12 protein-coding genes are annotated in these 13558 nt (G+C 41.3%); 6 read left to right on the plus strand and 6 right to left on the minus strand.

Translation table 11 applies throughout. The annotated features are described in order from the left end of the window. Nucleotides 1-126: 126 nt before the first annotated feature. A complete protein-coding gene (locus EL121_RS04790; RefSeq protein ID WP_081978376.1) occupies nt 127-870 on the plus strand; it encodes a carbonic anhydrase in 744 nt (247 codons plus the stop codon). Nucleotides 871-908: 38 nt separating this feature from the next. Here EL121_RS04790 and EL121_RS04795 read toward each other — a convergent pair whose 3' ends face one another. The 3 genes from EL121_RS04795 to asnC form a co-directional block, all read right to left on the minus strand. Beyond that, nucleotides 909-1409 carry a chorismate--pyruvate lyase family protein gene (locus tag EL121_RS04795; protein WP_039198129.1) on the minus strand — a complete coding sequence of 167 codons (501 nt, stop codon included), beginning with the start codon at nt 1407-1409 and terminating at the stop codon, nt 909-911. 76 nt (nt 1410-1485) lie between these two features. Beyond that, nucleotides 1486-2247, minus strand: coding sequence for a uridine phosphorylase (udp, locus tag EL121_RS04800; RefSeq protein ID WP_039198130.1), 762 nt, complete (start codon nt 2245-2247; stop codon nt 1486-1488). A gap of 178 nt (nt 2248-2425) precedes the next feature. Beyond that, nucleotides 2426-2899 (minus strand): transcriptional regulator AsnC, encoded by a 474-nt coding sequence (asnC, locus tag EL121_RS04805; protein ID WP_005625013.1) that lies wholly within the window; start codon nt 2897-2899, stop codon nt 2426-2428. Between the two features lie 185 nt (nt 2900-3084). Between asnC and asnA the strand changes: the two genes are divergently transcribed. Further along, nucleotides 3085-4077: an aspartate--ammonia ligase gene (gene asnA, locus EL121_RS04810; RefSeq protein ID WP_039198132.1), complete on the plus strand. Its 993-nt coding sequence runs from the start codon at nt 3085-3087 to the stop codon at nt 4075-4077. Nucleotides 4078-4255: 178 nt separating this feature from the next. Here asnA and EL121_RS04815 read toward each other — a convergent pair whose 3' ends face one another. Next, entirely contained in the window at nt 4256-4852 is a 597-nt protein-coding gene (locus tag EL121_RS04815) for a protein-methionine-sulfoxide reductase heme-binding subunit MsrQ (RefSeq protein ID WP_039198134.1), read from the minus strand. Further along, nucleotides 4853-5809 carry a protein-methionine-sulfoxide reductase catalytic subunit MsrP gene (msrP, locus tag EL121_RS04820; protein ID WP_039198135.1) on the minus strand — a complete coding sequence of 319 codons (957 nt, stop codon included), beginning with the start codon at nt 5807-5809 and terminating at the stop codon, nt 4853-4855. 91 nt (nt 5810-5900) lie between these two features. On the opposite strand from msrP, the gene EL121_RS04825 reads away from it, so the two are divergent. Further along, a complete protein-coding gene (locus tag EL121_RS04825) occupies nt 5901-6485 on the plus strand; it encodes a sigma-70 family RNA polymerase sigma factor (protein ID WP_039198137.1) in 585 nt (194 codons plus the stop codon). Then, nucleotides 6485-6673: an anti-sigma factor family protein gene (locus EL121_RS04830; protein WP_039198139.1), complete on the plus strand. Its 189-nt coding sequence runs from the start codon at nt 6485-6487 to the stop codon at nt 6671-6673. Before EL121_RS04825 ends, EL121_RS04830 begins: the two co-directional genes overlap by 1 nt. Nucleotides 6674-6736: 63 nt before the next feature. Here EL121_RS04830 and proS read toward each other — a convergent pair whose 3' ends face one another. Next, nucleotides 6737-8452, minus strand: a complete 1716-nt coding sequence (gene proS / locus EL121_RS04835; protein ID WP_039198141.1) for a proline--tRNA ligase — start codon at nt 8450-8452, stop codon at nt 6737-6739. A gap of 191 nt (nt 8453-8643) precedes the next feature. On the opposite strand from proS, the gene recG reads away from it, so the two are divergent. Together recG and ppsA are read left to right on the plus strand one after the other, a co-directional pair. Beyond that, nucleotides 8644-10725 carry an ATP-dependent DNA helicase RecG gene (gene recG / locus EL121_RS04840; protein ID WP_039198143.1) on the plus strand — a complete coding sequence of 694 codons (2082 nt, stop codon included), beginning with the start codon at nt 8644-8646 and terminating at the stop codon, nt 10723-10725. Nucleotides 10726-11159: 434 nt separating this feature from the next. After that, nucleotides 11160-13550: a phosphoenolpyruvate synthase gene (gene ppsA / locus EL121_RS04845; protein ID WP_039198145.1), complete on the plus strand. Its 2391-nt coding sequence runs from the start codon at nt 11160-11162 to the stop codon at nt 13548-13550. Nucleotides 13551-13558: the final 8 nt, after the last annotated feature.

The following is a 13558-nucleotide window of genomic DNA, read 5'->3' on the forward strand; positions in this document are numbered from 1 at the left end:
CTCTTATTTTTATTGATTCAAGTCTCTCAATATCTTCAAAACAAGTTTAACCACTCTTGAGATTTCCTCTGATAAAATTGATTACAAAATGACAACTGGCTAAACAACAATAATAGGAGCAACATAATGAAAAAACATTTACTTCTTAGTACAGTTCTTATTGCATTAAGCAATTTCACTTATGGTGATTCTCATCCGCATTGGTCATACGAAGGGGATAGCAGTCCTTCTCATTGGGGAACGATCGATGAATCCTTTAAATTATGCCAAATCGGTAAAAACCAATCTCCTGTCGATCTTTCTCAAGCAATCGCTTCTACTAAACAGCATCTCACATTGAGCTCTTCACTTTCCGGTGAATATCAAATAGAAAATAACGGACATACCCTACAAGCGACACCAACCCAAGCTGTTAGTCCGATCCAACTAGACAACAAACAATTTATCCTAAAACAATTCCATTTCCATACCCCAAGCGAACATACCTTTAAACGTAAACATTTTCCGATTGAAGCTCATTTTGTTCATCAATCGGCTCAAGGTGAATTGGCAGTTCTTGCGGTGATGTTTAAACAAGGTGAAGAGAATCCTGCATTGACGCCTCTCATTACCAAAATTCTAGCGAAAGGGGAAACTACAAAAAGCATATTGAACCCACAACAATTACTACCGAAAAATCAGGAATACTTCCGTTTGAACGGTTCATTAACAACGCCGCCGTGTAGTGAAGGGGTAAATTGGGTGGTATTCAAAACGCCACTTGCTGCAAGCAAAGCGCAAATTGATGCGATGAAAAAAATTATCGGTCAAGAAAATAACCGTCCGATACAACCGGTAAACTCTCGCATTGTGATTGAAGAAAATAAATAGAAAAGAAAGAGGATCGTATTATCGATCCTCTACTATTATTAAGGAAACGGAAACGCCGGTAGAAACAATTCTCTAATTTCTAGTGGATAACCGTTTAGTCGGTAACAAGCTCGGCGCATATACATTCCCGTATCACAATCTTGCTGCCAGGCTAATAGCGTTCGCTCAGGATGTTGGGCAAACAGCCATAAGCCGATAGGCTGCTCGCCGAGAATAGGAACCTTTCCTGCAACATTTTCTATTGTTTGTTTAGGTAACAAGGTTTGCGCAAAAATCCACGCCTGATCTCCCTCTTTTAATAACACTTCTCTAAGCCAGTAATCTGAGGAATCGAATAAACCACAAGCGGTCATATTTTCAGAATTTTTTGCAAGCCATCGTTGATCAGTAATTTGAACATTAAAGTCTCGGGTAACTTGTAACAGCTTCTGGGTTAACGATCCTTGATGTAATAACCAAGCCGACTGCTGTGCCGTTAGCCCTGTAGGCTCTACCTGCCAGTGGTCTTGCATCAAAATTTTGCGATATTGAGTGAGCATATAAAATAAAAAAGCGGTTAAATTGCAAATTATTTTAGCAATCTAACCGCTTATTGTGAATCAATGCCTGACTATATTAGCCTTTAGCAAGTTGACGAGCTGCTTCTACAACTACTGCAACCGCTTTTGCTTCCGTTGCATGAATAGTTTCTTCATTTGGAATTTCTTGTTGCGTACGATTCACGATTACACCAGAAACCATACCAGCACGTAAACCTAATGCAGAACACATCGTAAATAAAGTCGCTGACTCCATCTCAAAGTTCATTACATTTAAATCTTGCCATTGTTTTAATGAACCTTGGAAATGACGATAGATTTTACCGCTGAACGTGTCATAACGTTCTTGACCCGGATAGAAAGTATCAGATGAAGCCGTGATACCGACATAAGGCGTTACCCCTTCCGCTTGTGCCGCTGCATATAACGCATTAGTACATTCAAAATTTGCAACCGCCGGGTATTCAAGTGGTGCAAAGTGACGGCTTGCGCCATCTAAACGTACCGCACCTGTCGTTACTAAAATATCACCGACATTAATATGCGGCTGAATTGCACCTGTTGTACCGATACGTAAGAAAGTACGAACGCCAAGTTGCGCTAACTCTTCCACACAAATTGAAACAGACGGACCACCGATACCTGTTGAACAAATAACAACAGGCTCACCATCAACATAGCCTAACCAAGAGGTAAATTCACGGGTAGAAACTAAGAACTCCGGATTATCCATACGTTTCGCAATACGCTCACTACGTGCTGGGTCACCCGGGACAATCGCAATTTTCGCACCTTTTAACATTGCTTTGGTTAAACCTAAATGGAATACTTCAGACATATGGTCTCTCCTTTACCTAGACTCTATGAAATTTAAAACTTGTGCTTATTCAAGCACGAAACCTAAAGATAAGCGATTGTTTTTACTAAAAAATTTTCAAATTTGTGAACTGGATCACCTGTAAACGTTTGCGTACAATCATCACAAGCGGTCAATTTCCGCAAATAATTTACCAATATTAAGGTTTAATTTCTCGTAAAATCGGATTCTGCATTGAGATGAGCGTTTCGGTTGACTGAATTTCGTCAATCAACTGAATTTTAGTCGCCAATACTCGGTGTAACTCCTCTATCGTATGTGTCATCACTTTGATGAAAATTGAGTAATTCCCCGTAGTATAGTAGGCCTCCACAACTTCTTCGAATTCATTTAGCTTTGCAATCACTGTCTCATAATCTTTTGCAGATTTTAAAATAATCCCGATAAAGCAACAAACGTCATAACCGAGCTTGCGTTCATTGATGCGAATTTTTGTTCCTTCAATGATACCTGCCTGCCGCATTTTCTCGACACGTACATGAATAGTACCGGCACTTACCCCAAAATTCTTTGCCATTTCCGCATAAGGGGTGCGGGCATCTGCAACTAATGCACGTAAAATTTGCTGATCAAGCGGATCAATTTGCTGTTTTGAATGATAATTCGTGTGCAAAATTCACTCCATTTTTCACTTTTATTAAAGAATTCTTAAAATTTACCATAAAAAATTAGATAAAATCTAATGAATTAAGTTTTTTATTTGACAACTGTTGTATTTTTTATGAATTGTATTAAATTGTGTTCATACCGTTAACCGATACGGTTTATCGCATAAACGATTTTATTTAAGGATAAGCAATGAAAAAGACATTTATTTTACAACAACAAGAAATTAGCTTTGTTAAAAACACTTTCACACAATATTTAATTGATAAATTAGGCATCATTGAAGTACAGGGCCCTATTTTGAGCGAAGTGGGCAACGGTATGCAAGATAACCTTTCCGGTATCGAAAAAGCAGTACAAGTAAACGTAAAATGTATTCCAAACGCAAAATTTGAAGTAGTTCATTCATTAGCAAAATGGAAACGTCACACTTTAGCGCGTTTCGGTTTCAAAGAAGGTGAAGGCTTATTCGTACATATGAAAGCATTACGTCCGGACGAAGACTCTCTTGACCCGACACACTCTGTGTATGTAGACCAATGGGACTGGGAAAAAGTGATTCCTGAAGGTCGCCGTAATTTTGATTTCTTAAAAGAAACCGTAAACGAAATCTATAAAGCGATTCGTTTAACCGAATTAGCAGTGGAAGCACGTTTTGATATTCCGTCAATCCTACCGAAACAAATTACGTTCGTACACAGCGAAGAATTAGTACAACGCTACCCGAACATGACCGGTAAAGAACGTGAAAACGCGATTTGTAAAGAACACGGTGCGGTATTCTTAATCGGTATCGGCGGTAAATTATCAGACGGTAAAGCGCACGATGGTCGTGCACCGGACTACGATGACTGGACAACGGAATCTGAAAACGGTTACAAAGGTTTAAACGGTGATATTTTAGTGTGGAACGAACAACTTGGTTCGGCATTTGAACTTTCATCAATGGGTATCCGTGTTGATGAAAAAGCGCTTCGTTTACAAGTTGAATTAACTGGTGACCAAGACCGCTTAGAAATGGATTGGCACAAAGATTTATTAGCGGGTCGTTTACCGCTTTCAATCGGTGGCGGTATCGGTCAATCTCGTATGGCAATGTTCCTTCTTCGTAAAAAACATATCGGTGAAGTGCAATCTAGCGTATGGCCGAAAGAGATGTTAGAAAAATTTGAAAACATCTTATAATCTACTTTAAACAAATAAGGGCTTCGATTACGAAGCCCTTTTTCATAGCATTTCCACCCACCAAACAAGCGGTTATATTTGCAAAATTTTTCACAAATACGACCGCTTATCCATAAAAAATGCCGAGAGAACCTCGGCAAAATGCTAGAACTTAGCAAGGATACACACTATGAAACAACTACGCTTTAAGTAACTGCAAAATTCTATTACCTAAAAATTTCCACAACACAATTACCGTCACCATAACACCAATCACAATCGGCCCTAATGTAACGCCTTTAACCGACCAATAATAGTGTATCGCAGCAAGTACAATTGCCGGATAGGCTAATTGATGCACACTAAACCATCTCTTACCCAATGCTCTCTTAATAAATGGTAAAGAGGTAATCGACATAATGAGCAATACAAGAAAAGCTAACCCACCCAAGACTAAATAAGGTCTTACAAATAATTCACTTACGAATAGAGAGAAATCTAATCCAAGTTCTAAAACTAAGTAACTGCATACGTGAAGTAATGCCCATACAAATGCCCATAAGCCAAGTGGGCGACGTAAAATTTGGTATTGGTTTTTATTCAGTACCTGAAGTACGATACCCAATAAAAACATCACACAAAAAATGATGATTGCGGTATAGCCTAAAAAGTGAATCAAATCCTTACTCGGATCTGCACCTAATGCTTCGCCATCTCCAACCAATAAAACATAAGATAGCCACGTCAAAGGTAGCGCACAGCTAAAATGAATAATTCCTCGTAATAACGTCAACATTTAAAAATTCACCTTTAAATCCAAACCTTTATATAAATGCCCCACTTCTTTTTCATAACCATTAAACATTAATGTTGGCTGACGTTTAACAGCAAGTAAACCGCCACCACCAATTACACGTTCAGACGCTTGTGACCAACGAGGATGATCGACATTTGGATTTACATTGGCATAAAAGCCGTATTCATTCGGTGCAAGGCTCTCCCACGTTGTTTTCGGGCGTGTTTCCGAGAACGTAATTTTTACAATAGATTTAATGCTCTTAAAACCATATTTCCATGGCACAACCAGGCGAATCGGCGCACCGTTTTGCGGCGGTAAGATTTTGCCGTATAAACCGACAGAAAGTAAGCTAAGCGGATTAAGCGCTTCTTCTAAGGTAAGTGCTTCAACATAAGGGTAATCAATACCGCCACCGAAGAATTTATTTTTCTGCCCCGGCATTTGTTCCGGATCGTGCAATGTATGGAATACAACAAACTTCGCTTTACTGGTAGGTTTCGCCATTTCAACTAAACGAGCCAATTCGAAGCCTACCCATGGAACCACCATTGACCAAGCTTCAACACAGCGGAAGCGATAAATACGTTCTTCTAACGGAAAAGTATTGAATAATTGAGAATGATTCAACACGAAAGGGTTTTCAACTTCTCCAGCAATCTCTAATTGCCACGGATCCGTTTTAAAATCTTGAGCAAATTTAGCTGGTGAAGCTTTATCTGTACCGAATTCGTAAAAATTGTTATAACCAATAATTTTACTTTCAGGCGTTAAAGCTAAGTCAGAAGCCGGTGCGGCTTTAAAATCTAATGCGGCTAATGTTTTAGTTTCTTGTGCAGCGAAACCCATTTTAGGCAAACCTGCCGTTGCTAATCCAAGCCCCATTGCCTTAATAATTTGGCGGCGTTGATTAAAAATTGTTTCAGGTGTTACGTCATAAGGGGTTAAGTTTTTCATTATTGGCTCCTTTTATGTATAATCCTTTTGTCTAATAGTCTATAAATATAATTACATAATTTTCAGTTAATTTACACAAAAAGGAACAAAGATGTCACAAATTGAGCAATTGAACTCGATTACACCGCAAAAAATCGAAGAAATCCGCTTGCAAATGATCAAATTCGCGACGTTGCAATTAAGAGACCCTGATCTAGCGGAAGATGTAGTACAAGAAGCATTAATGAGCGCCTATAAAAGTGCACACTCCTTTCGAGGACAAGCCGCATTAAAAACGTGGATTTTTGCTATATTAAAAAATAAAATTATAGATTTAATTAAATATCGGAAACGAACCGTCAATGTTTCCGAATTAATGGAAGAAGAAAGCCCTAATCAATTTTTCGATCATTCCGGCTATTGGTCTTCAGAAACTTACGAGCCGAGAGAATGGGAAGATGTAAATCAAATAACTTATAAGAAAGAATTTTGGGCGATCTTCGACATTTGTTTAAATAAGTTACCTGCACAGCAAGCGCGTGTTTTTATGATGCGTGAGCATTTAGAAATGAGCAGTGAGCATATTTGTTTAGAATGTGGTATTACTACAGCTAATTTACACGTTATTTTGCATCGCGCAAGGTTACAACTACAAGCTTGCCTAGCAAGAAACTGGTTCGAAGGAGAAAAAGAATAATGAATTGTGAGCATGCCTCAGAATTAATTTCACTAAGTTGTGAACAAAAACTTAAAGTTAAAGATAGTGTTCAATTACAAGTCCATTTATGGCTTTGTCCGAAATGCCGTCATTTCAAACAAAATAACGACAAATTACGTGAAATGTTGAAAGAATACTGTAATCAAACACAAAAAGAGCCATTGTAATTTAGTGAAAAAAAGACCGCTTGTCTTAAAACAAGCGGTCTCTTTTCATCTCTTTTTTGCAAATTACGCTTTTACATTTTCTTTTAAGAAAGCTAAAAGCTGATCTTTGGCGATCATTTGTTTTTCACCGGTACGGCGATTTTTGTATTCAATTTCACCGTTCGCAAGATTTTTCTCACCGATAACGACCATATGCGGTACACCGATTAATTCCATATCAGCAAACATCACACCTGGACGCTCTTTACGATCATCAAAAATCACATCCACACCTTGAGCTTTTAAGCTGCGATACAATTCTTCAGAGAATTGTTGTACGCTTTCCGATTTGTGCATATTCATCGGCACGATTGCTACGGTGAACGGTGCGATTTCGTCTGACGGCCAAATAATACCGCGATCATCGTGGTGCTGTTCGATTGCCGCTGCAACCACACGTGTTACACCGATACCATAGCAACCCATGGTCATCACAAGCGGTTTACCATCTTCACCTTGAACGGTCGCTTTCATTGCTTCCGAGTATTTGGTACCAAGTTGGAAAATATGACCAACTTCAATACCACGTTTAATTTGTAACACGCCTTTGCCGTCTGGGCTTGGATCGCCCTCCACTACATTACGTAAGTCCGCTACTTCCGGCATTGCCGCATCACGTTCCCAGTTCACATTGAAATAATGTTTACCGTCAATATTCGCACCACAGCCGAAATCTGACATAACTGCTACTGAACGGTCGATAATCGCCGGAATATTCAGATTAATTACACCAAGTGAACCCACACCCGCACCGATTTTCGCTTTGATTTCCGCTTCATCTGCAAATTCAAGCGGATCAGCAACTAACGGATGTTTTTGTGCTTTGATTTCGTTTAATTCGTGGTCGCCACGCAACACTAATGCTACAAGCGGCTGTTCTTCGGTTGCGCCTTTTACAATTAAAGTTTTTACCGTTTTTTCAACCGGTAAATTGAATTGCTCGACTAATTCGTTAATCGTTTTCGCATTCGGTGTATCGACTAATTGCATTTCTGCCGTTGGCGCTTGACGTTCGCCTACCGCAACCGCTTCTGCTAATTCGATATTCGCTGCGAAATCTGATTCAGTTGAAAATACCACATCATCTTCACCGCTTGACGCTAACACTTGGAATTCGTGTGAAGCTGAACCACCGATTGAACCGGTATCCGCTTGCACCGCACGGAAATCTAAACCAAGGCGAGTGAAAATATTGCTATACACTTGGTACATTACATCGTAAGTTTCTTGTAATGACGCTTTGTCCACATGGAAAGAATACGCATCCTTCATCACAAATTCACGTGAACGCATCACACCAAAACGTGGACGCACTTCATCACGGAATTTAGTTTGAATTTGGTATAAATTTAACGGAAGTTGTTTGTAAGAAGACACTTCACGGCGAACTAAGTCGGTAATCACTTCTTCGTGAGTTGGGCCTAATACGAAATCACGGCTGCCACGATCAACAAAACGCAGTAATTCCGCACCGTAATCGTTCCAACGACCTGATTCTTGCCATAATTCTGCCGGTTGCACCACAGGCATTAACACCTCGATAGCACCACCTTTGTTCATCTCTTCACGAATAATATTTTCTACTTTTTTCAACACCTTAATCCCGGTTGGCAACCAGTTATATAAACCTGAAGCCATCGGACGAATCATACCGGCACGTAGCATTAATTGATGGCTCACCACCTGTGCATCGTTCGGCGTTTCTTTAAGGGTCGAAAATAAATACTGACTTGTACGCATTGTTATTCCTATTTTTATTTTAAATATCGAAAAATGGGATCTATTTTAAAACAAAAGCGGTCGAATTTTCACAGAATTTTGCAATTTGCAAAAAATTAATGAAAACAGACCGCTTGATTTGTACATAAAAACAGTATTTGTTATATTAGCCCAATCGAAAACAAGCGGTCGGATTTAATCAAAATTTTACTATGAGCGAACAATTATTAGACGGTGTGCCACTTACCGCCCTTTCCGGGGTGGGTGCGGCGATTGCGGAAAAACTTAGCCGAATCGGCATTAATAACGTGCAAGATCTGTTATTTCATTTGCCTTATCGCTATGAAGATCGTACTCGAATTACGCCGATTATTGATGTGCGTCCGGAAAGTTTTTCAACCATCGAAGGCATCGTGCAGCTCACCGAAGTACAATTCGGTCGCCGTCCGATTTTATCCACCGTGCTTTCTGACGGCACCAGTAAAATCACGCTGAAATTCTTTAATTTTAATGCGGGAATGAAAAACAGCCTGACCGCCGGCACACGTATCAAAGCTTTTGGCGAAATCAAACGCGGGCGTTTTATGGCGGAAATTCATCACCCCGAATATCAAATTATTCGCAATAATCAACCGCTTGAACTTGCCGAAACTTTAACGCCGATTTACTCCACTACAGAAGGTTTAAAGCAAAATTCGTTACGTAAGCTCACTGAGCAAGCATTAGCGTTATTGGATAAAATCAAAGTTGGTGAACTGTTGCCGGACGAATACAATCCGCATAAATACAGCTTAAAAGAAGCATTGCAATTATTGCATCGCCCGCCACCGAGCGTTTCTGCCGAACAGCTGGAAAAAGGCGATCATCCGGCACAAAAACGCCTAATTTTTGAAGAATTATTGGCGCACAACTTAGCCATGCAACAAGTACGAGTTGGGGTCAATCAGCTTGCCGCAGCACCGCTACGCTATCAAACCGATCTCAAAAGTCGCTTTTTGGCGAGTTTGCCGTTTAAACCGACCAACGCACAAAGCCGTGTAACGGCGGATATTGAGCAAGATTTAGCAAAATCTTCGCCAATGATGCGTTTAGTACAAGGTGATGTTGGCTCGGGCAAAACGTTAGTCGCTGCGCTTGCCGCCCTACTTGCAATTGATAACGGAAAACAAGTGGCATTAATGGCACCGACTGAAATCCTTGCCGAGCAGCACGCCAATAACTTTGCCAACTGGCTGCGCCCGTTCGGTATTGAAGTCGGCTGGCTTGCCGGTAAAGTAAAAGGCAAAGCTCGCACCGCACAACTGGAAGCAATTAAAAACGGCGAGGTGCAGATGATTATCGGCACGCACGCCCTCTTCCAAGAAAGCGTGGAGTTTCATAACCTCGCATTAGTGATTATTGATGAACAACACCGTTTCGGTGTACATCAACGCTTAACCCTACGTGAAAAAGGCGCGAAAGACGGCATTTATCCGCACCAGCTAATTATGACCGCCACACCAATCCCTCGTACCTTGGCAATGACAGTCTATGCCGATCTGGATACCTCTATTATTGACGAGCTGCCACCGGGGCGAACACCGATTACCACCGTGGCGATTTCGGAAGACAGACGAGATGAAATTGTGCGCCGTGTGTATGCCGCCTGTAAAAATGAAAAACGCCAAGCCTACTGGGTTTGTACTTTAATTGATGAATCAGAAGTCTTGGAAGCGCAAGCGGCAGCGGCGATTGCCGAAGATTTACAACGAGCCTTACCAGACTTACGTATCGGCTTGGTACACGGACGAATGAAACCGCAAGAAAAGCAAGCGATTATGGCGGAATTTAAAGCGGCAAATATTGATTTATTAGTCGCCACGACGGTAATTGAAGTGGGGGTTGATGTACCGAATGCCAGCCTAATGATTATCGAGAACTCCGAACGTTTAGGACTTGCTCAGCTACATCAGTTACGTGGGCGGGTCGGACGTGGCGCAACCGCTTCGCATTGCGTATTACTTTATAAACCGCCGCTCGGCAAAATTTCGAGTAAACGCTTACAGGTGTTGCGCGACAGCCAAGACGGTTTCTATATTGCCGAAAAAGATTTAGAAATTCGCGGCACGGGTGAAATTCTCGGTACCAAACAAACCGGTATGGCGGAATTTAAAGTGGCGAATTTAATGCGAGATCGCAAAATGATTCCATTAGTACAAAACTATGCCAAGCAAATTATTCAGCAAAATCCACCGCTTGCAGAAGCACTGATTCACCGCTGGCTTGGCGAGCGTACCGAATATAGTAATGCTTAATAAGCAGCGCAAATAGCGCAATGCTAAGTCAATCCGGCTCTGAAAATATTTTGTGCTCTTATTCACATTTCTACGGATTGGCTTTTGCATTATTATGGATTTTTACTCCAAATTAAAACTTCATAGTTCATCAGGTTCATTCCTACATATAAAAATCGCCACCTAAAAGAAACTTGGTTACTTTATCTACAAAGCATTGATTTAATCACCATAGCAAACGATTAACTTATCTTATTTTCTAATCCGAAATTTTTCCTTATAGATCAATAGACTCCTTTTTACTTCTCCAATTGATATTTTATTTAAAAAATAAATTATTTTTTCACACCAAAAAACTAATGACTTTTAAAAAAATGCTCCCTAGAATGGAGCTATTCTTCACTTTGTGTTTACTTTATTTTAACAACTAAATAACTTTCTAAAGGAAAAATAGCATGCCAAATCGCAACATTATCTGGTTCGAAAATTTACGTATGACCGATGTTGAAATTGTCGGTGGTAAAAATGCCTCATTAGGTGAAATGATTAGTCAACTTACTGAAAAAGGCGTACGTGTGCCAAATGGTTTTGCAACGACTGCCAGCGCATATCGTAAATTTCTTGCCCATAATGGCTTAAATGAACGTATTTCAGCGGCATTAGCGCAATTAGATGTTGAAGACGTCGTTGCTCTTGCCCAAGTGGGTAAAAATATTCGCCAATGGATTTTAGATACGCCGTTCCCTGCTGAGCTTGACGCTGAAATCAATGAAGCGTGGCAAACCATGGTAAATGAAGCCGGCTCGGATCAAATCTCAGTTGCGGTACGTTCTTCGGCAACTGCGGAAGATTTACCGGATGCGTCATTTGCCGGTCAACAAGAAACTTTCTTGAATATCAATGGCTTAGATAATGTAAAAGAAGCAATGAAACACGTATTTGCTTCACTCTACAATGACCGAGCAATCTCCTACCGTGTACACAAAGGCTTTGCGCATGATGTGGTTGCCCTTTCTGCCGGTGTTCAACGTATGGTGCGTTCGGACAGCGGCGCTGCCGGTGTGATGTTCTCAATTGATACCGAAAGCGGCTTTGAAGATGTGGTCTTTATTACCGCTTCATACGGTTTAGGTGAAACCGTGGTGCAAGGTGCGGTAAATCCTGATGAATTCTATGTTCATAAACCGACACTTAACGCCAATCGTCCGGCTATTTTGCGTAAAACGCTGGGTGCTAAACAAATTAAAATGATTTTCAGCCAACAGGCACAAGCGGGAAAATCGGTACAAACAATTGATGTACCGGCTGCAGAACGCCGCCAATTTGCCATCAGCGATGCGGAGATTACCGAGCTAGCGCAATATGCGGTAATTATTGAACAGCATTATGGCCGCCCAATGGATATCGAATGGGGGCGTGACGGTATTGACGGCAAACTCTACATTCTGCAAGCACGCCCGGAAACAGTGAAATCACAAGAAAAAGCACAAGGTAATAGCTTACAACGCTATACCCTTTCCGGTGAGCGTAAAGTGCTGATTAAAGGTCGTGCAATCGGACAAAAAATCGGGCAAGGCAAAGTACGTTTAGTGAAAGATGCTTCAGAAATGGATCAAGTCCAAACCGGCGATGTGTTAGTGGCGGATATTACCGATCCGGATTGGGAACCGGTCATGAAACGTGCCTCGGCAATTATCACCAATCGTGGCGGACGTACCTGCCATGCAGCAATCATTGCACGTGAATTGGGGATTCCAGCCGTAGTGGGCTGCGGCAATGCCACCGAACTGCTAACAAGCGGTCAAGAAGTAACAGTTTCTTGCGCCGAAGGCGACACCGGCTTAATTTACCAAGGACTGTTAGACGTGAAAGTTGACCACATTGCACTCGATAATATGCCGCAAGCACCGGTAAAAATTATGATGAATGTCGGCAATCCGGAACTGGCTTTCTCATTTGCTAAATTGCCAAGTGAAGGCATCGGTTTAGCCCGTATGGAATTTATCATCAACCGCCAAATCGGCATTCACCCGCAAGCTCTGATTGAATTTGACCGCTTAGACAGCGATCTACAAGAAGAAATCAGTGAACGTATTGCCGGCTACGCTTCACCGGTTGAATTTTATGTCGATAAAATTGCCGAAGGTGTGGCAACGCTTGCCGCCTCCGTTTACCCACGTAAAGCGATTGTGCGTATGTCCGATTTTAAATCGAATGAATATGCTGGTTTAATCGGCGGTGATTTATACGAGCCGCATGAAGAAAACCCGATGATAGGCTTCCGTGGTGCGGCACGCTATGTTTCTAAGGAATTCAGCCAAGCATTCGCACTTGAATGCCAAGCTATCAAACATGTACGAGATGAAATGGGACTCACCAATGTTGAAGTGATGATTCCGTTTGTACGTACTCTGCAAGAAGCACGCCAAGTGGTTGAAACCTTAAAAGCTAACGGTTTAGAACGCGGTAAAAACGGCTTACGCCTCATTATGATGTGCGAAGTGCCAAGCAATGCCATTTTAGCTGAACAATTCTTAGCTTATTTCGATGGCTTCTCTATTGGCTCAAACGATATGACCCAGCTAACGTTAGGCGTTGACCGTGATAGCGGCGGCCCGATTGCTGCGACCTTCGATGAACGCAACGAAGCGGTTAAAGCTATGCTCAGTATGGCGATCCAAGCTTGCCGTAAACAAGGCAAATATGTCGGTATTTGCGGACAAGGCCCGAGCGATCACCCTGATTTTGCGCAGTGGCTGGTTGAAGAAGGCATCGAAACGCTTTCACTCAATCCGGATACCGTGATTGAAACTTGGTTATATTTAGCTGAAAACATCAAACATTAATAAGCCAA

Source organism: Actinobacillus equuli (genome assembly GCF_900636745.1).
GTDB classification, from domain to species: Bacteria; Pseudomonadota; Gammaproteobacteria; order Enterobacterales; family Pasteurellaceae; genus Actinobacillus; species Actinobacillus equuli.